Raw genomic sequence first — 19,797 nt, forward strand, 5'->3', positions numbered from 1 at the left:
CTTAAAAAAATGAAATTTTTGTTTTTTTTCTACTTGGGCACCTGTCTTTTTCAACTTTTTTATCTTCAAGAAGGTGAAGTCCTTTGGAGAATATACAATTTTTATATCACAAAACCTGGTCTTATTTCGGCGGCTGTTAATTTTATGAGGATAAGTAACCTTATTATGATTTCCTGGATGGTAAATTCTAAAGGAATACTAAAGGGGAGGTTAAGAAATTATCAGGTAGTGGTTGAAAATGTTATGGAGCTTGTTCCTGAGGTTTTGACCATGTTTAAAAGGCGTATGAAGTTAAAATGGTTTTTTAGATATATTTTGACTAGAATAAAGAGTAAAATATGACCGTGTTTAAGTTTGATTTTAGGGTATAAATTTGTTAGAATAAATATATAAAAAATTTTAAGTGGAGGGTTATCAATGAAATATAACTACAAAGATCTAGGTCTTGTAAACACAAGAGAGATGTTTAAAGCTGCCAACGAAAAAGGGTATGCAGTACCTGCATTTAACTTTAACAACATGGAACAGGGTATGGCTATAGTTGAGGCATGTGCTGAGATGGGTTCTCCTGTAATCCTACAATGTTCTTCTGGTGCTAGAAAATATATGGGAAAAGAGATAGTTCCTATGCTTGCAAAAGGATTAGTAGAGCATGTAAGAGCTAAGGGTTCTGATATACCAGTGGCATTACATTTAGATCACGGATCTGATTTAGAGTTAATCAAAGACTGTATCGACTATGGATTCTCATCTGTTATGATAGATGGTTCACACTATGATTTTGAAAAAAATATTATAGTATCTAAAGAAGCTGCAGACTATGCTCATAAATTTGACGTAACAGTAGAAGCTGAGCTTGGAGTTTTAGCAGGAGTAGAAGACGATGTAGTAGCAGACGAGCACGTATTCACTCAGCCTGAAGAGGTAGAGGAATTTGTATCTAGAACTGGAGTAGATTCCCTTGCAATAGCAATTGGAACTTCTCACGGAGCACACAAGTTCAAACCTGGAAGCGACCCTAAATTAAAACTTGACATACTTGCTGAAATAGAGAGAAAGATCCCTGGATTCCCTATCGTACTTCATGGTTCTTCAGCAGTACCTGCAAAATATGTAGATATGATAAAAGAGTTCGGTGGAGAGCTTACAGATGCTATAGGTATCCCCGATGATCAGCTTAGAGGAGCTACAAAATCAGCTGTTTCTAAGATCAATGTTGATACAGATGGAAGACTTGCATTTACAGCTGGAATAAGAAAAGTATTTGGTACAAACCCTAAAGAGTTTGACCCAAGAAAATACTTAGGACCTGCAATGAAAGAGATGAAAGAATACTACCAATCTAAAATAGTAGATGTATTCGGATCTGAAGGAGCTTATAAGAAAGCTGCTAAATAAATATAATTAAAAAACCCCGCTTTTTAGGCGGGGTTTTTACTATTAAGACTCTTTTTTAAACCTTTCAAACATAGATGTTAGCTGTTCTAATTCTTCAGTATATTTTTTTATGAGTATATCATTTTCTTCGGCATATGCTTTTTCAAGATCTTTTTCAAGTTGGTTCATTTTTTCTCTACAATCTTCTAATTTTTCTCTACACTTTTCCATATAGCCTACCTCCTGATAAATAATATTACTATTAATTAGTTACAACGACAGATAAAAAAAACCTTTAAAAAAACTAAAAAATAATTTAAAAAATTAAGAAATTACTATTGATATTAAGTGTAAAAAAATCTTGAAAATAACTAAAAGTCGTGATATACTTTTACGAGTGATTAAAGAAATCTATTAATTTATAGTGAACACAGAACCTAATAATTTTTGAAATGAGTTTTAGAAATTTATTTCAAAAAAAAATCTCTTGAGACGATTTTTTTTTTTCGTCTTTTTTTATTGTCAATTATTAATTAGAAATTTAAATAGGAGGTATATTTTTGATGAAGCAAACAAAGTATATTTTTGTAACAGGTGGAGTAGTATCATCACTTGGAAAAGGTATAACTGCAGCATCTTTAGGGAGACTTTTAGAAGAAAGAGGGTACAGCGTAACTATACAAAAATTTGATCCATATATTAACGTAGATCCTGGAACCATGAATCCTTATGAACACGGAGAGGTTTTCGTAACTGATGATGGTGGAGAGACAGACTTAGATCTAGGACACTATGAAAGATTCATCGATAAGAGCCTTACAAAATATAACAGTGTAACTACTGGAAAAATATATCAATCAGTTATAAATAAAGAGAGAAGAGGGGAGTACCTTGGTAAGACGGTACAAGTAATTCCTCATATCACAAACGAAATAAAATCGAGAATAGAGATTGTAGGGAAAGAAAGTAATTCTGACATCGTAATCACTGAGATTGGAGGAACAGTAGGAGACATAGAATCTACTCCATTCTTAGAAGCTATAAGACAGTTCAGATATGACGTTGGGAGAGAAAATGTAATCTACCTTCACTGTGCACTTTTACCTTTCTTAAAAGCTGCAGGAGAGCTTAAAACAAAGCCGGCTCAGCACTCTGTGAAACAGTTAATGACTTTAGGAATAAGACCTGATGTTTTGGTTTGCAGAACAGAGCATCCTACGACTGAAGAGATAAGAAAAAAACTTTCTCTATTTTGTGACATAGATTCTGATGCAGTTATAGAAGCTCCAGATGCTTCTACTATATATGAAGTACCTCTTATAATGGAGGCTAACGGACTAGCTACTGTAGTCTGCAGAAAACTAGGGATAGAAGATAGAGAAGTAGACCTGACCAAGTGGGAAGAGATGGTAGACAGAATAGTAAACCCTAAAGACGATATAAGGGTGGCTGTTGTAGGTAAATACGTAGAGCTGAAAGATGCGTATATATCAGTAAACGAAGCTATAGAACATGCAGCTTACTCTATGGGACTAAAGGCAAAAATAGACTATCTGCAGGCAGATAAAATAAAGACATCTGATCTTGAAGTTTACAGTGGAATACTTGTCCCAGGAGGATTTGGAGACAGAGGTATAGAGGGTAAAATAGAATCAATCAAATTTGCCAGAGAAAATAAGGTTCCTTTTCTTGGAATATGTCTAGGAATGCAAAGTGTTGTAATAGAATATGCAAGAAATGTAGTGGGATGGGAAACGGCTCACTCAAGTGAATTTGATAAAGAAACAAAATATCCTGTAATAGATATTCTTCCAGATCAGAAAACTATTGAAGATATGGGTGGAACTATGAGACTAGGGGTGTATCCTTGTAAACTAGAAGAAGGTACACTAGCAAGAGATCTTTATAATGAAGAGTTAATATATGAGAGACACAGACACAGATATGAATTCAACAATGAATTTAAGGACGATATTCAAAATGCGGGACTTATTATTTCTGGATCTTCTCCAAACGGAAGACTTGCTGAAATTGTTGAGATTTCAAGAGAAGAGCATCCTTTCTTTATCGCAGGACAGTTTCATCCAGAGTTGAAGACAAGACCAAATAGACCTCATCCTTTATTTAAAGGGTTTGTAGAGGCTATTTATAACAGAAAAAAAGGTTTATAAAAAAACCAGGAGAATGAATTTTTTAATTCATATCTCCTGGTTTTTATTTGTATTTTGCAACTAAAATTGTACTAATAATTGTTTTGCTTGCTAAGTTGAGAGATATTATATAAAGCTATATACATTAATGTAAGAAAAAAGCTGAGGATAACCACAAAAATAATAGTCTCAAAATTAAAACTCCATAAAACACCTTTGACTAGGTTATAGGGGTTTGTTACAACGTGCCAGCTGTTTAGACGAATAAATCGTCCCAAATATATTCCATAGCTTGATAATATCTCTGCAGCGATAATAAACCTCCAACCGGCATAGAAGCCAATTTTTGTTTCTATTTTTTTGTGTAGTAAATACAGAGATAGAAATCCTATCAACAGACCTGTAAAAACAAAAAGCGAAATCATCAAAAAATCATACCAAACAATGACCTCTATACCAGTTTGATGATTCAGATGATATCCCCCCCTGCTGATGTGTATAAAATCGGTTATAAAGTAAGAAGCATTGGGATAAAAGATAATCCAGGCAATCCCGAAACAGATCCTGGGCACTTTATGAATTCCTTCGATAATTAAAATAAGGGATATAAACAGTGGAATCCAGGCAAGAAAAAGGTTCCATATTAAAAAAAAATAATAGGTATTAAGAGTAATTAATGCACGTATTGCGACCATTAAACATCCAGAAAATGAGAGAATTAAAAACATTATAAATAAGTTAAAAGTTCTTTTGTTAGGGAGAAAATTGTCTAATAAATCCATTTTATCCGCCCTCCTATTATAAAAATTTCCAATTATTTGACTGCCTTAAACTTTAATAAAGGTATAAATATTTATACTTAAAAAAAATAAAAAATCCTATAGGCAAAATTTTTATAAAATATCAAATGAAATTATTTAAATTTTTGCATAAGTTGTATTTCTAGATTAGAATTATATTGTAGGGGATATAATCTACTTTTTAAATTAATGTATTTAAAAGAATTTTTCGGGGGAATTTTTATGAAAAGAGGTTCTATATATTATTTTTCAGGTACAGGGAATAGTTATTATACTGCTAAACTTTTAGGTGAGAAGCTCGACCTTTCTGTGGAGAGTATAGATATCAAAAATATTCCCAGGGGAAGACAGGAGTATATAGGGATAGTATTTCCTGTGTATGCATTTGGACCTCCTAATATTGTAAAGAAATTCATGGAAAAGTTAGAAGGGTTAAATGGGGAGTATGTTTTTATAGTGGTAACCTACGGAGGACAGTGTGGCCCTACAATAGATATCACAGAAAAACTTTTGAAAAAATCTAGAATTCAACTGAATTATGCTGGGAAAGTTAAGTTTCCTGATAATTATATATTGAGTTTCAAAGTTCCTGAAGAATCTAAACAGATGAGAATTTTAGAAGAAGCCGACAGAAAGATAACACTTATCTCAAAGGAGGTTTTAAAGAAATATGTAAAAATAGAAAAAGAAAAATTTCCATTTAACCTGATTCCTGAGAAAATACATTTTTGGTCGGCAAGCAGGTTTAGAAAAATGGGGAAAGAACTAAAAGCAGATTCAAGATGTAATCAGTGTGGATTATGTGTAAAAAACTGCCCTGTAAATAATATTAGGTTAATAGATAAAAAGATAATTTTCGGAGTAGTATGTGAACTTTGTCTCAGATGTGTCCATACCTGCCCAAAAGAAGCAATAAATTATAAAAATAAAACTCAGGGCAAGAAGCGTTATTTAAACCCTAAAGTTTATATGGATTAACGGGGAGTTTTGAAAAGATTACCCTTAAAAAAATGTGATATTATTTTATTTTTTTAGAATTTTTTTTAAATTTTTTCATTTTATATTTGATTTATTTTTTGATTTACGGTATTATTTGACTAGTATATGAACACAACATTGTTACATTATTAACATAATATAATGAAAGGGAGGATGAAGATGTCTTGTAAAAACCAACTTAAGGAAGAGTGCTTCAAACAGTTAGATGAGTTTATCTTGAATCTTGAGGATAAGCAAGGGGCATTAATCACAGTACTTCACAAGGCTCAGGAGATATTTGGATATCTACCGAAAGAAATTCAATCATTTGTAGCAGAAAGATTGGATTTACCATTAGCCAAAGTTTACGGAGTTGTCAGCTTTTATTCGTTTTTCACAATGACTCCAAAGGGTAAATACCCTATTTCTGTATGTATGGGAACTGCTTGTTATGTAAGGGGAGCAGGAAAAGTACTAGAAGATTTCCAAAAGCAATTGGGAATCGAAGTGGGGGAAACGACTTCAGACGGAATATTTTCAATCGATGCACTAAGATGTGTAGGAGCATGTGGACTAGCACCAGTTGTTCTTGTGGGAGAAGATGTTTTTGGTAAAGATGAAGCTAAAGATGTAAAAACAATACTAGATACTTATAAAGCCAGAGGGTAAGGAGGTTTTCTTATGTCAAAGAAGATAGCATCTTATGAAGAGCTTTTAAAAAAGAACAAAGAGTGTGAAGCTCTTATCGAAGTAAGAAAAAAATGAGAAGAAATAGATCTTGAAAATGTCAAGGTCGCAAAAATAGGAATCGGGCAGCCTACGCCTGAATCCAAAAGACTTGCAGATGAAGTAGCACTAGAGATAATAAAATATCTAAAAGAGTGTAATATAGAAGATGTGGCCGTTATTCAGACGGAATTTTATGGATATTCTGGTGAAAAGCCTACTTTAGAAATAATTATACCAAAAATGGGGAATGTTGTTTTTGGCAACATAACACCTCATGAAGCTGTAGAACTAGTAAAGAAATATGTTTTAGATACGGAGAAAATAAAAGATTTTCTTGTAGATAATGACGGAAACAATAAGTGTAATCATTAATTTAGGGGGTAATTAGATGTCAGATAAAAAGCACGTCCTAATATGTGGAGGTACAGGATGTCTTTCTTCCAAGAGCAGACAAATTGCGGATAATATCAACACTGTCCTTAAAGAAAAAGGGATGGAGGATCAAGTAGAGGTAGTATTGACTGGATGTTTTGGTTTCTGTGAAAAGGGACCAATTGTAAAGATAATGCCTGAAAATACATTCTATGTTGAGGTTAAGCCTGAAGATGCTGGAAGAATAGTAGAAGAGGATTTAATAAAGGGAGATAAAATAGAAACTCTACTTTACAGAGATCCGAAAACTGGAACAAGAATTCACGAAGGTGAAAACATGGAGTTCTATAAGAAGCAGATGAGAATAGCTCTCAGAAACTGTGGTCTTATTAATCCTGAAAATATAGAGGAGTATCTAGGTAACAGAGGTTACATGGCACTAGGAAAATGTCTTAATGAAATGAATCCTCAATCAGTAATTGACGAGATGAAGCTTTCTGGTCTTAGAGGAAGAGGTGGGGGAGGATTCCCTACTGGTCTCAAATGGCAGTTTGCTGCAAATAATAGTGCTGATCAAAAATATGTTGTATGTAATGCTGACGAGGGAGATCCGGGAGCATTTATGGACAGATCGATACTCGAAGGTGACCCTCACTCTGTTATAGAGGCTATGGCTATCTGTGGATACTCTACAGGTGCAAGCAAAGGTCTTGTATACATCAGAGCAGAATATCCTCTAGCAATCAATAGACTTAAAAAAGCTATGGATGATGCTAGAGAATATGGACTACTAGGAAAAAATATTCTTGGATCAGGTTTTGATTTTGATATAGAGATCAAATATGGTGCGGGAGCATTTGTATGTGGAGAAGAAACTGCTCTTATCCATTCTATGGAGGGAGAAAGAGGGGAACCTACATCAAAACCTCCTTTCCCAGCTGAATCAGGATACTGGGGAAAACCTACAAACGTTAACAACGTTGAAACTTTTGCAAATATACCGGAAATCATCTTAAATGGTGGAGAATGGTTTAAATCTATAGGAACTGAAAAGTCTTCAGGAACAAAAGTATTTGCACTTGCTGGGAAAATAAACAACGTAGGACTTGTAGAAGTACCTATGGGAACTACTTTAAGAGAAGTAATTTTTGAAATTGGTGGCGGTATCTCAAACGGTAAGAAGTTTAAGGCTGTTCAGACAGGAGGACCTTCTGGTGGATGTCTGACTGAAAGAGACTTAGATACTCCAATTGATTTTGACTCTCTTTTAGCAAAAGGATCTATGATGGGATCTGGTGGAATGATCGTAATGGATGAAGATAACTGTATGGTTGCAGTATCTAAATTCTACCTTGAATTTACTGTGGAAGAATCTTGTGGAAAGTGTACTCCATGTAGAATAGGTAATACGAGATTATATGAAATCCTAGATAAGATTACAAAAGGTAACGGAACACTTGAAGACCTTGAATTGCTAAAGGAACTTTCTGAGACTATCAAAGACACATCTCTTTGCGGGCTTGGACAGACAGCTCCAAACCCTATACTATCGACACTTGATCAGTTCTGGGATGAATATGTGGCACACGTAGTGGATAAAAGATGTCCAGCTGGTGCTTGTACAGATCTTTTACAATATTCGATCAACGACAAATGTATCGGATGTACGGCATGTGCTAGAGTATGTCCAGTAAATTGTATAGCTGGTAAGGTAAAAGAGAAGCATGTAATCGACCAAAGTGTATGTATAAAATGTGGAGCTTGCTATTCTACATGTAAATTTGGAGCTATTGATAGAGGATAAATCTTAGTTTTGGAAGACAAAATTAAAAGGAGTGAATCGGGCGAATGGAAATGGTAAAGCTTATTATAGATGGAAAAGCAGTAGAAGCGCCTAAAGGTGCAACAATCGTTGCAGCTGCTAAATCGTTGGGAATAACAATTCCTACTCTTTGTCATCTTCAGATGGGAGGAGTAGGTTATAAAAATGACTGTGCTTCATGTAGAGTCTGTGTAGTAGAGGTAGAGGGAAGAAGAAACCTTGCACCGGCATGTGCTACACCTGTATATGACGGTATGGTAGTAACTACAAATTCAATGAAGGTAATGCAAAAAAGAAAAACAGTATTGGAACTTCTTCTTTCTGATCATCCAAAAGACTGTCTTGCTTGTTCTAAGAACGGAGAGTGTGAACTCCAAGACCTTGCAATGCAATTTGGTGTTAGAGAAATAAGATTTGCAGGTAAAGAATCTACATATAGACAAGATGTATCACCTTCTATAATCAGAGATATCGACAAATGTATCATGTGTAGAAGATGTGAAACTATGTGTAATGTAATACAGACTTGTGGAGTTCTTTCAGGGGTAAACAGAGGATTTGAAGCTGTTGTGGCTCCAGCATTTGAACAAGATCTAGAGGATACGGCATGTACTTACTGTGGACAGTGTGTGGCAGTATGTCCAGTAGGGGCACTTCATGAAGCTGACCACACATGGAGACTTGTAAAAGACCTTGCTAACCCTGCTAAAAAAGTGGTAGTTCAAGTGGCTCCTGCAGTCAGAGTAGCTCTTGGAGAAGAGTTTGGCTTTGAACCTGGTACAAATGTTGAAGGTAAGATGATAGCTGCACTTAGAAAGTTAGGATTTGATATGGTATTTGATACTAACTGGTCAGCTGACCTTACGATAATGGAAGAGGCTTCTGAGCTTATTGACAGAGTAACAAAGAAACTTGCTGGAGATGAAGATGTAAAACTTCCTATCCTTACTTCTTGTTGTCCTGCATGGGTTAAGTTCTTTGAGCACAATTACCCTGATATGCTAGATGTACCTTCTACAGCTAAATCTCCTCAACAAATGTTTGGTGCAATAGCTAAAAATGTTTGGGCAAAGGAAGAAGGAATTGATAAGAAGGATCTTATAGTTGTATCTATAATGCCTTGTCTTGCAAAGAAATATGAAGCTTCTAGAGAGGAATTCGCTGATAAAGACGGAAATCCTGATGTAGATTATTCTATCTCGACAAGAGAACTAGCAAAGCTTATAAAACAAGCTAACATCAACTTTAATGGTTTAGATGAGGAAGAAGTAGATAATCCTCTAGGAAGCTACACAGGGGCCGGAGTAATATTCGGTAGAACTGGAGGAGTTATAGAGGCAGCAACTAGAACTGCATACGAATGGATTACAGGAGATACTTTAGAGTCTGTAGACTTTACTGTATTAAGAGGTATGGAATCTGTAAGAGTAGCAGAGGTTTCTATTCCAGGATTAGATGAAAAGTTAGGTTCCAAATTTAGAATCGGAATCGCTCATGGTCTTGGATCAGCTAGAGAACTTCTAGATAAGATTAGATCAGGAGAAGAAACAGTACACGCTATAGAGATTATGGCTTGTAAAGGTGGATGTGTAGGTGGAGGTGGACAGCCTTATCACCATGGGGATTTTGGAGTAATAGTGAAAAGAGCAGCTGGACTGACTTCTATAGATGAAGGTAAAGAGCTAAGAAAATCACATGAAAATCCTTATATCAAGGAACTTTATGAAAAGCACTTAGGTAAACCAATGAGCCACAAGGCACATGATATATTACATACAGAGTATTTCCCAAAACATAAAATGTAAAATTTTTAGACAGCGGATATTATCCGCTGTCTTTTTTTCTTTTTTGGTAATGTAACCAGAAAAGAACTATCAGAAAGGAAATTTCAAATATGTAATATTTAAAATATTTCAAAAAAAATAAGTCATCAAAGAAAAAATAAGATATAATGAAAAGTGTAGATTTTATTTGGGGAGGGCAATGTGAAAGTTTTAATAGTTGAAGATGATCTTGAAATACAACAGCTGGTAAGTTATTTTTTCAGCAAGGAAGGTTATGGAGTAGAAACTGCGTCAGATGGTTTAGAAGGACTCAGATTTTTAAAAAAATCCAAGCCCGACTTAGTGATACTTGATATTATGCTGCCTAGTTTAGATGGGAAAAATTTTACTAAAATAGTAAGGGAACTTCCTGAAGAGTATGGGAATCCAGTTATCATAATGTTGACTGCCAAAACAGAGATAGAAGATGTTCTAGAAGGTCTCGAGATAGGTGCCAATGATTATATGAAAAAACCTTTTGATCCTAGAGAACTAATACTCAGATCTAAAAAATTCCTGAATAATGGGGCTAAGGTATCGAAAAAATATATTTTTAAAGATGTAGTGGTAGATGACGATAGACACCTTGTGACCGAAGAAGGAGTAGAAGTTGAACTTTCTAAAAAAGAATACGATCTATTGCACCTTCTCATAAGAAATAAAGGTCTGGTTCTTTCTAGGGAAAAGATTTTGGATAAGGTATGGAATACAAGCTACTACGCCGGAGATAGATCTGTAGATATATATATATCTAAATTGAGAGAGAAAATAGTTAGTATTTCTAAAAATATAAAAACAGTGAAAGGAGTTGGATACAAATTAGAAGAAAAGAGATAATAACTCTTATCTTGATTTTTTTCCTTGAAATATTCTTTGTAAAGATAAATACGGACAGAGTATCAACTCTCTATCAAGAAGTTGCTAAAAAAACCTTGAGGGAGGATGCTATTCTCATAAAAAATATTGCTAGGAATAATTCAAGAGAAGATTTTCAGGATATATTTGGAAGTGTGGAAAAGAGATTTACATTGATAAATGCCAAAGGAACAGTAGTGTATGATTCTGAGAAATATGAAGAGGAGTCAACCATGGAAAATCATGGGACAAGACCTGAAGTTATAGAGGCTCTTGAAAAAGGGCAGGGGTTTAATGTTCGAAAGAGTGAAACCCTAGGAGAACTTCTTGCATACTATGCAATGCCATACACCGACGAGTACGGAGAAGACTACATAATAAGAGTTGCCAGGGGATATGATTCGGATCATAGCAATATAAGAAATATTCTCACAGGACAGATTATATTTTTTATAATTCTAAATATATTTATTCACCTTAGTTATAAAAATTATCTAAAAAGACACTTATTTAGTAAAGTTGACGAGATAAGAAAATCTTTAGAAACCGGAATTGAGGTAAATGAAATATATTCTAATGATGATATGTGGCTCGTAGAATTTTGGAAAGTTGTCCAGGCCTGGCAAAGTGAGAATATAAAAAACTTGGAAAAAGTTAATTTGGAAAAACAAATACTGAGGCGGGTAATATCGTCTGTTGATATGTCAATTGTTCTTATAAATGTAAATATGGAAGTAATACTAAAAAATGAATCACTAAATTATCTTTATAATTTTTACCAGGGTGGGCACTATTATCAGGGAATGAAATATATAGAGATCATAAATGTGGTAAGAAAAGCCATAGACGAAAAAAAGGATATAAAAGAAGATGTGTATATTACCAAATTGAAAAAATATCTGGTAATAGGAGTGAAATATCTAGAATTTAGAAATCAGTTTATTATAACTATAAAAGATGTAACTAGAAATCGTGAAATGATGGAGGTTCAGAGAAACTTTATAAGCAACATAAGTCATGAACTCAAAACCCCTTTGACCAACATCAAAGGCTATCTCATAGCTTTAGAAGATGCCCCAGAGGCTATGAGAGGTAATTTTTTAAAGATTGTAAAAAATAATGTGGATAAATTGGAAAACATAACCATGGATTTTTTAAATATATCTAAAATAGAGAATTCTAAGGTTCTTAACCTGGCACCTGTTTCCTTTGGGAAAATACAGGAAGAGATAGAAAAAGTGTTATCTCGATATATAAAATCAAAGGAAGCTGAAATAATATATTCGGTAAACCTTTTAGGTGCCGATGATTATATGAGGGTGGATTTTGACAAGCTGACCACCATACTTAAAAACCTCATAGAAAATGCAATTATCTATAACGATAAAAAACCTGTTATAAGAGTTGAGATAAAAGAGATTTATGACAGATATAAAATGGTAATAGAGGACAATGGATTGGGCATACCTGAAGAGGATATAGAAAATATTTTTGAAAGGTTTTACCGTGTGGATAAAGCTAGGACCAGTAATGTAGCCGGGACAGGTTTGGGGCTTAATATTGTTGCAGAACTTGTGGAAATATGTGGCGGAAAGATAGAAGTGAAATCTAAAGAGGGAAAAGGAAGTGTTTTTAGGTTTTCAATGTTGAAGTAAAAGTATCTGCAATTTTAAATTGCAGATACTTTTATTTTTTGGAAAAAGATTTGAACTTAGGTGTTAAAGATGTCGCGATATAAAAAGAACTTTAAAAGTAGACAACACTAGAGTAATAATAGTAAAATATAATTATATTAAATGGTTAAAATGACTATTTGCAAGAACTTTGGAGAAATTCAATACTTTAATTTAAAATAAAACTGTCAGCTTAGGTCAAATTTTAGGAGGATCTTATGACATCAAGACAATACGAGGAATTTTTGAAAATCAGGGAAAAATTTAGAATGAAAGTAGATGAATACAGAGATAATTATCCTGGTTTTGCAAAGGATATTTTAAAAAGATATGACCAGAAAGAAAGTGATATAAGGGCATTTGTCTATAATGAAAAACTTGACTATTTAGGAAAGGATGATAGTATAAAGTATATATGGGTAACAGACAACCCCGGATTCAATGAAAGTAAACAGAACAAGTATGCTGTGGGAATATCCGGGAAAACCGGAAAGAATTTCATGGAAGAAAATGGATTTGTGAATGACTTTGACAGAGAAGTAATTGTTTTGAACAAGAGTTTTGTTCATACAAAAGTAACCTCAGAACTTGGTAAATTTGATTTATACAGAGATATTCTGATGGAGAACCAAAAGTTCATGGGTGAATTAGCCTGTGATTTGCAAAGAGTATTTAAATGTGATATGTGGATACTCGGAACTTCAAATCTGAATAAAATTTTTAAAAGTTTCAAAGATACTATAGAGGCAAATAAAGAATTTGATAATATATATTTTTATTATCATTTTTCTCAGGGTCAGTTTAAAAAGGCTTATAACAGGGAAAAGAATAAATTGATAAGTGAAAATCCAAAGGAAATATGTAAAAATATTGGAATAGAGAATAGAAATAAATTATTCAAGGGGTGATCGAAGATGAGAAAAAGACTCCTTATACTTGCACTTATAGCAGTTTTTGGAATAGCAGGACATGCTTATATAAGTGGTAAAAATATGGGAAAACCGTCAAATGAAAAAAATAATGAAAAAATATCAAATGAAGGAAAAGAAGGAGTGATAGAAGTGGTAAAAGAAGATAAAACCCTGAAAAGGGAAGATATAGATCAGAAATATAAATGGAATCTTAACGACATATATGAAAACTGGGAAGAATGGGAGGCTGATTTGGTAAGGGCGAAAGAACTTATGGAAGAGATTCCGAAGTATAGAGGAAAAATAAAAAATGATCCTAAGGCTTTTTCTGAGCTTGTGGCAATGGAAAATGAACTGTCTAAAATAACAGATGAAATATATTTGTATCCTTATCTCATGAGAGATCTTGACTCTACAGATGAAGTAGCCTCAAAAAAACTACAAGAGATAATGGCTATTTATACCCAGTACAGTGCTACTGTGGCATGGATAAATCCTGAGATTTTAGAGATTCCAAAGGGAACCATGATAAAATGGATAGATGAGAACAAAGAGCTTGAAGAGCACAGATTTCAAATTATGGAACTCTATAGACTTCAGGGGCATGTATTAGATGCAGAAAAGGAAAAACTTCTCTCATATTATGGTCAGTTTATGGGAGCACCAGGAGATATATATAAAGAACTGACCACTTCTGATATAAAGTGGAATGAGGTAGAACTTTCCACCGGTGAAAAAACAAAGGTTACAAATGCAGTGTATTCAAAAATATTGTCTACAAATAAAAATCAGGAAGATAGAAAAAAAGCCTTTGAAGCCCTCTATACTGCTTATGCAGACAATCAGAATACCTATGCTGCAATATACCGTTCCATCCTTCAGAAAAGCAACGCCACTGTCCAGGCAAGGGGTTATGGCTCTACTTTGGCTAAGGCCTTAGAGGGAAATAACATTCCTGTGGAAGTATATGAAAATCTGATAAAAGTTACCAGAGAAAATACACAGCCTCTTCAGAGATATGTGAACCTAAGAAAAAAACTCTTGGGACTAGATGAATATCACTATTATGATAATCAGATAACCTTGGTAGATTATAACAGAGAGTTTGAATATGATGAGGCAAAGGAACTTGTTTTAAAGTCCGTAGCTCCATTGGGAGATGAGTATGTAAAAGGAATGGAAAAGGCTGTCAGCCAAGGCTGGTTAGATGTCTATGAGACTCCAAATAAAAGAAGTGGGGCATATTCTCTAGGAATCTACGGAGTACATCCTTATATGCTTTTAAATTACAACGGGACTTTAGATTCTGTCTTTACCCTAGGACATGAGCTAGGTCATACAATGCACACAATGCTTTCTAGTGAGAATCAGCCTTATTCTACTCACGGGTATACTATTTTCGTGGCAGAGGTTGCATCTACATTTAATGAGAGACTTCTTTTGGATAACATGTTAACAAACACCAAAGATCCAATAGAAAGAATAGCTCTTATAGAGCAGTCTTTAGGCAATGTGGTGGGAACTTATTTTATACAGACACTTTTCGCAGACTATGAATACCAGGTACACAAGATAGTGGAAAATGGCGGTGCCATAACACCGGATGTTTTAAGTGGAATAATGGATCAGTTATTTAAAGATTATTTTGGTGACACAGTTGCCATAGATGAACTTCAAAAAATAATATGGGCGAGAATACCTCATTTTTATAATTCTCCTTATTATGTGTATCAGTATGCTACTTGTTTTGCATCCTCTGCAGTTCTTCATGACAGAATAACCAATGAAAAATACAGTGAAGACGAAAGAAAAGTAGCTCTAAACAAATATCTAGATCTTTTGAAATCTGGAGGAAGTGATCATCCTATGAATCAGCTTAAAAAGGCCGGGGTTGATCTAACTGAGACTGAGACTATAGAGGCTGTGTCTAAAGACATGAATGCACTTTTAGATATTTTGGAAAAAGAGATGGAAAATCTAGAAAGAAAATAGAAATATCGAAAATTTATAAAAATAATCCAGAGTATTGGCAGATAAAGCCAGACTCTGGATTATTTTTATAGAAGAAACTTTATAATTTTATTATTTTTTGGTTAGTTTCTCGAATTTCTTTTTAAACTGCAGAGGAGTAAGGGAATATTTTTTCTTAAAGTGTGATGAAAATTTACTTCCACTGGAAAAATTTAGTCTAAAAGCAATGTCTGTAACTGAAATATCTGTTTCTAGAAGAAGTTGGGAAGCTTTTTCTAGTTTTTTATTTATGATATATTTCGAGGGAGACATCTCTAAATTATTATTGAACAAAGAGGCTAGATTATTTTTATTGAGACCAAACTCACGTTTGATCTGAGCCACATTTAGGTCATTATCTATATTGTATTCTATATATTCTATAATTTTATTCAATTCTTTATTTGTAGCTCTTTCTAAATCTAATCTATGCTCTTCTCCTAAAAAACTGAGAATAATATCTGTTATGAAATTTAACATTATTATTCTTGAATTCTTAAATGAAACAAGGTTATCTAGCTTATAAAGTGTAGATGAATCCAATTTCCACGGGAGTTTTTTTAGAACATACTCAGGGAAATCAATCTGAAAATCCTTAAAAAATTTATCTTTAATATGAAGGGTAACATAGCTGATATTTTGAGATAAGACTTTGTAGTCTCCAAGGGAAATTCCTTTAGAGAATAAGGCTTCCCTTTCATGTAAAAAGATGGCATCTTTTTCAAAACCGATCTGACCAGTTTGGCAAAATCTTATTATAAGTCCATCTCTTGAAAAAAATGAAGGATTCATATCAGAAAAAAAATTTTTTCTGATGATAATTATATCTGAATAATCATCTGAATATATTCTGTAAAAATCTTTTTCAGAAGGAAGGCTCTCTAGTTTGTCTCTAAAACGATGTTCATTGAAATTAAAAACCTCGTCTAAAGTTCTGGCATTTCGCCTTAAAAATTCTATAAGTGATGAAGAGTAGAGAGCATTATTTTTTTCAATAAGATCGATACTTTTTTCATTGGAAAGGGAAAATTCATATCTGTTTCTAAAGTATTCTAAAGCCATCCTAAAGTTTTTTTCTCTGAACTTATCTCCTTTAAATATAAAACTATCTGTAGTTTCTAACTTTGAGTAAATATTTTCTACATCTCCTAAAACGGATTCATAAAAAAATGAAAGGATTTCTAGTCTGTCATTGGGAGTAAATTCTTGTATATTTCCGATAAAGTACTTATAAAGATGTAAGATCCTCAGATATTCATAGTATGTATCTTTGTTGTGATCTTTTATTAAATTTTCTAGTTTGGATATAATATTTCTGTTAATGAAAATCACCCCACAGGATTATAGTTAATTGTATAAAATATATTTTTATTTATTTTAACATTTAAAAAATTATAAATAAAGCCAATTTTTATAAAGGAAAAGGGAAAAAAGGTATTAAAAGTTTCATTTATATTCTTATATCATTTTGGAAACTCTTCAGTTGTACTTTAACAGTTCGCTTTGTCTGTAAAAAATGATTTTTAATATAACTATATAGAATAAAAAAAGTGTTAAATTGAAATTATATTGATTCTCTAGAAATATTATACTGTAAAAAACATATAGAATATAAGGAGGGTGATGGTGAAGATATTAGTTAACGGAGAACATTATAATGTTTCTCATGAGAAAAAACTTATCGATGTACTGGGAGAAGTTGGAGTTGAGATACCTAGCTTCTGTCACGATACAAGGATAATAGAAAAGAACGAAAGCTGTGGTATATGCAGTGTCGAAGTAAATGGTGAGATTAAAAAAGCCTGTGAAATAGAGGCTCAAGATGGTATGGTCATAGAAACACATACAAATGCAGTGACAAATATGAGAAAAGGTATTCTGAAAGAGATCATAGAGGATCATCCCTTAGATTGTCTGGGATGCGTGAAATCCGGAGATTGTAAACTTCAGGATTATTGCTATGAGTATAATGTGGAACAGACAAGTAATGCCTGCAAAGAAAGTCTGATGGCAGATTCAAGTAATCCTTTTTTTACAATTGATTCTAATAAATGTATTTCATGTGGCAAGTGCGTAAAGGTATGTGAAACACTGCAGTGTAACAATGTATTAAAATTAGATCCAGTAACTAAGAAAGTGTTAGTTTCTGAAGGTGTTAAAATAGATGAATCTAACTGTGCCTTCTGTGGAAACTGTGTAAGTGTGTGCCCGGTGGGAGCGCTACAGCCAAAGGAGAAAACCAGATTTAGGAAATGGGAAGTAGAAAGGACACAGACGACATGCTCATACTGTGGTGTAGGATGCCAGTTTAATCTTCTCTCTAAAGGAAATAAAATTGTTGGGGTAGAGCCTATAAATATGGCTCCAAATGATGGGTTACTCTGTGTAAAGGGGAAATTTGGTTATAAGTTTATAGATCATCCAGAAAGAGTGAAAACACCTCTTATAAAGGAAAATGGAAAATTTAGAGAAGCTAGCTGGGAAGAGGCGTATGACCTGTTTTTAAGCAAGGCGACTAAGATAAAAGATGAATTTGGTCCTGACGCCTTTGCAGGGTTAGCATCTGCTAGATGTACAAATGAAGATAACTTTGTATTTCAAAAATTTATGAGGGTTGGTATAGGAACTAATAATATAGATCATTGTGCACGTCTTTGACATGCCTCAACAGTTGCCGGGCTTGCAACTACATTAGGAAGTGGTGCTATGACAAATAGTATCTCAGAAGCAAAGGATTCAGATCTGATATTTGTAATCGGGTCAAATCCAAGGGAAAATCACCCTGTAATAGGGGCAAAAATCAAACAGGCATTCAGGAATGGTACTAAAGTGATAGTAGCAGACCCGAGAAGAATAGATTTAGCTGATGATGCTGAAGTATTTATGCAGGTTAAGGTAGGAGCTAATATAGCTCTTATAAACGGAATGATAAACACAGTGATAACTGAAGGTTTAGTTGACGCTGATTATATAAAAAATCATACTGAAGGATATGAAGAACTAAAGAAAATGGTAGCAAAATATACACCTGAAGAAGTATCTGAAATAGCAGGAGTGTCTGCTGAAGATATCAGAAGGGCTGCAAGACTTTATGCTACAAGTAAGGCTTCCTCTATCTATTATGCAATGGGAATTACTCAGTTTAAAACAGGTACAAATAATGTAATAGCCTTGTCTAATCTGGCATTGATTACCGGGCAGATGGGAAGACCTGGAACTGGAATAAACCCTCTTAGAGGACAAAATAATGTACAGGGGTCCTGCGATATGGGAGCATTCCCAGACGAATATCCAGGGTATCAAAAGGTATTAGATAAAAATGTTATTGATAAATTTGAAAAACTATGGGGAGTAGAAGTTCCCAAAAAAGTAGGGCTGACTCTACCTCAGATTATGGATGCGGCTCATCATGGGCATGTTAAATTTATGTATATAATGGGGGAGAATCCAGTTGTATCTGATCCTGATACAAAACATATATTAGAATCTTTGGAAGCGTTGGATTTTTTAGTTGTTCAGGATATATTTATGACTGAAACAGCTAAAAAAGCAGACCTTATCCTTCCGGCTTTGTCATTTGCAGAAAAAGATGGAACTTTTACAAATACCGAAAGAAAGGTTCAGAGGGTAAGAAAAGCAGTACAGGCTGTACCAAATGCCAAGGCCGACTGGAAAATATTTACTGAACTTTTAAATAAGTTTGGTTATAAGGAAGATTTCTCACATCCATCTGAGATAATGGATGAGATAGCCACTCTTATACCTCAGTATGCAGGAATATCATATGACAGGATAGAAGTTGATGGACTCCAGTGGCCTGTAAAGGATAAAAATCATCCTGGAACTCCAATACTTCATGTAGATGGTGCAATTAGAGGTAAAGGGAAGATAGTGCCTGTAGAGTATGAGCTTCCTGGAGATCTTATAAATGAAGAGTATCCTATAATTCTTACAAATGGTAGAAATCTTTATCATTATCATACAAGAACCATGACTGCAAAGACTGAAGGTCTGCACAAAAAGTCTCCAGAATCTTATATTGAGATGAATCCTCTTACCTGTGAAAAAATCGGGGTAAAAGATGGAGACATGGTAAAAGTAACTTCTAGAAGAGGAAGCGTAAAAACTAAGGTTTTAAAAACAGATATTATACAAGACGGAACTGTATTTATGACATTCCACTTTGCCGAAGGGTCGGCTAATGTACTTACAGGTACAGATGCAATTGATGTAAAGTCAGGGGAACCTGAATTAAAATTGACAGCTGTGTCTGTGGAAAAATGTGAGGTGAACTAGG

At 33.9% G+C, this 19,797-nt stretch carries 16 protein-coding genes; 13 read left to right on the forward strand and 3 right to left on the reverse strand.

Annotated elements, in window-relative coordinates; translation table 11 throughout:
- Window positions 1–144: 144 nt before the first annotated feature.
- Both ILYOP_RS16015 and ILYOP_RS03195 read left to right on the forward strand, forming a co-directional pair.
- Window positions 145–342 carry a hypothetical protein gene (locus ILYOP_RS16015; protein ID WP_245546508.1) on the forward strand — a complete coding sequence of 66 codons (198 nt, stop codon included), beginning with the start codon at window positions 145–147 and terminating at the stop codon, window positions 340–342.
- Window positions 343–417: 75 nt separating this feature from the next.
- Complete coding sequence (locus ILYOP_RS03195; protein WP_013387078.1) at window positions 418–1,398, forward strand: class II fructose-bisphosphate aldolase; 981 nt, start codon at window positions 418–420, stop codon at window positions 1,396–1,398.
- 42 nt (window positions 1,399–1,440) lie between these two features.
- Here the strand turns inward: ILYOP_RS03195 and ILYOP_RS15720 are convergent, their stop codons facing one another.
- Entirely contained in the window at window positions 1,441–1,608 is a 168-nt protein-coding gene (locus ILYOP_RS15720; RefSeq protein ID WP_187288107.1) for a hypothetical protein, read from the reverse strand.
- Between the two features lie 332 nt (window positions 1,609–1,940).
- Here ILYOP_RS15720 and ILYOP_RS03200 point away from each other — a divergent pair, with 332 nt between their 5' ends.
- Window positions 1,941–3,548, forward strand: a complete 1,608-nt coding sequence (locus ILYOP_RS03200) for a CTP synthase (protein WP_013387079.1) — start codon at window positions 1,941–1,943, stop codon at window positions 3,546–3,548.
- Window positions 3,549–3,619: 71 nt separating this feature from the next.
- Here the strand turns inward: ILYOP_RS03200 and ILYOP_RS03205 are convergent, their stop codons facing one another.
- Window positions 3,620–4,309, reverse strand: a complete 690-nt coding sequence (locus ILYOP_RS03205) for a DUF1361 domain-containing protein (RefSeq protein WP_013387080.1) — start codon at window positions 4,307–4,309, stop codon at window positions 3,620–3,622.
- 240 nt (window positions 4,310–4,549) lie between these two features.
- On the opposite strand from ILYOP_RS03205, the gene ILYOP_RS03210 reads away from it, so the two are divergent.
- The 9 genes from ILYOP_RS03210 (at window position 4,550) to pepF (ending at window position 15,482) form a co-directional block, all read left to right on the forward strand.
- The gene (locus tag ILYOP_RS03210) at window positions 4,550–5,305 is read left to right on the forward strand and encodes an EFR1 family ferrodoxin (RefSeq protein ID WP_013387081.1); all 756 of its coding nucleotides are present in this window, start codon (window positions 4,550–4,552) and stop codon (window positions 5,303–5,305) included.
- Window positions 5,306–5,485: 180 nt separating this feature from the next.
- Window positions 5,486–5,974, forward strand: coding sequence for an NADH-quinone oxidoreductase subunit NuoE family protein (locus ILYOP_RS03215; protein ID WP_013387082.1), 489 nt, complete (start codon window positions 5,486–5,488; stop codon window positions 5,972–5,974).
- Between the two features lie 228 nt (window positions 5,975–6,202).
- Complete coding sequence (locus ILYOP_RS03220; protein ID WP_041920994.1) at window positions 6,203–6,406, forward strand: hypothetical protein; 204 nt, start codon at window positions 6,203–6,205, stop codon at window positions 6,404–6,406.
- A 16-nt stretch (window positions 6,407–6,422) separates the two neighbouring features.
- Window positions 6,423–8,210 (forward strand): NADH-quinone oxidoreductase subunit NuoF, encoded by a 1,788-nt coding sequence (locus ILYOP_RS03225; protein WP_013387084.1) that lies wholly within the window; start codon window positions 6,423–6,425, stop codon window positions 8,208–8,210.
- 44 nt (window positions 8,211–8,254) lie between these two features.
- The gene (locus ILYOP_RS03230; RefSeq protein WP_013387085.1) at window positions 8,255–10,033 is read left to right on the forward strand and encodes an NADH-dependent [FeFe] hydrogenase, group A6; all 1,779 of its coding nucleotides are present in this window, start codon (window positions 8,255–8,257) and stop codon (window positions 10,031–10,033) included.
- 180 nt (window positions 10,034–10,213) lie between these two features.
- A complete protein-coding gene (locus tag ILYOP_RS03235) occupies window positions 10,214–10,888 on the forward strand; it encodes a response regulator transcription factor (RefSeq protein ID WP_013387086.1) in 675 nt (224 codons plus the stop codon).
- An 11-nt stretch (window positions 10,889–10,899) separates the two neighbouring features.
- Window positions 10,900–12,561, forward strand: a complete 1,662-nt coding sequence (locus ILYOP_RS03240; RefSeq protein WP_013387087.1) for a sensor histidine kinase — start codon at window positions 10,900–10,902, stop codon at window positions 12,559–12,561.
- A gap of 236 nt (window positions 12,562–12,797) precedes the next feature.
- Window positions 12,798–13,487 (forward strand): hypothetical protein, encoded by a 690-nt coding sequence (locus tag ILYOP_RS15085; RefSeq protein WP_013387088.1) that lies wholly within the window; start codon window positions 12,798–12,800, stop codon window positions 13,485–13,487.
- 6 nt (window positions 13,488–13,493) lie between these two features.
- Window positions 13,494–15,482: an oligoendopeptidase F gene (gene pepF, locus ILYOP_RS03250; protein ID WP_013387089.1), complete on the forward strand. Its 1,989-nt coding sequence runs from the start codon at window positions 13,494–13,496 to the stop codon at window positions 15,480–15,482.
- A 90-nt stretch (window positions 15,483–15,572) separates the two neighbouring features.
- Here the strand turns inward: pepF and ILYOP_RS03255 are convergent, their stop codons facing one another.
- Window positions 15,573–16,832: a helix-turn-helix transcriptional regulator gene (locus ILYOP_RS03255; RefSeq protein ID WP_013387090.1), complete on the reverse strand. Its 1,260-nt coding sequence runs from the start codon at window positions 16,830–16,832 to the stop codon at window positions 15,573–15,575.
- A gap of 291 nt (window positions 16,833–17,123) precedes the next feature.
- Here ILYOP_RS03255 and fdhF point away from each other — a divergent pair, with 291 nt between their 5' ends.
- Window positions 17,124–19,796: a formate dehydrogenase subunit alpha gene (gene fdhF, locus ILYOP_RS16020; RefSeq protein ID WP_013387091.1), complete on the forward strand. Its 2,673-nt coding sequence runs from the start codon at window positions 17,124–17,126 to the stop codon at window positions 19,794–19,796.
- Window position 19,797: the final 1 nt, after the last annotated feature.

It is taken from the genome of Ilyobacter polytropus DSM 2926 (assembly GCF_000165505.1).
Lineage (GTDB): Bacteria > Fusobacteriota > Fusobacteriia > Fusobacteriales > Fusobacteriaceae > Ilyobacter > Ilyobacter polytropus.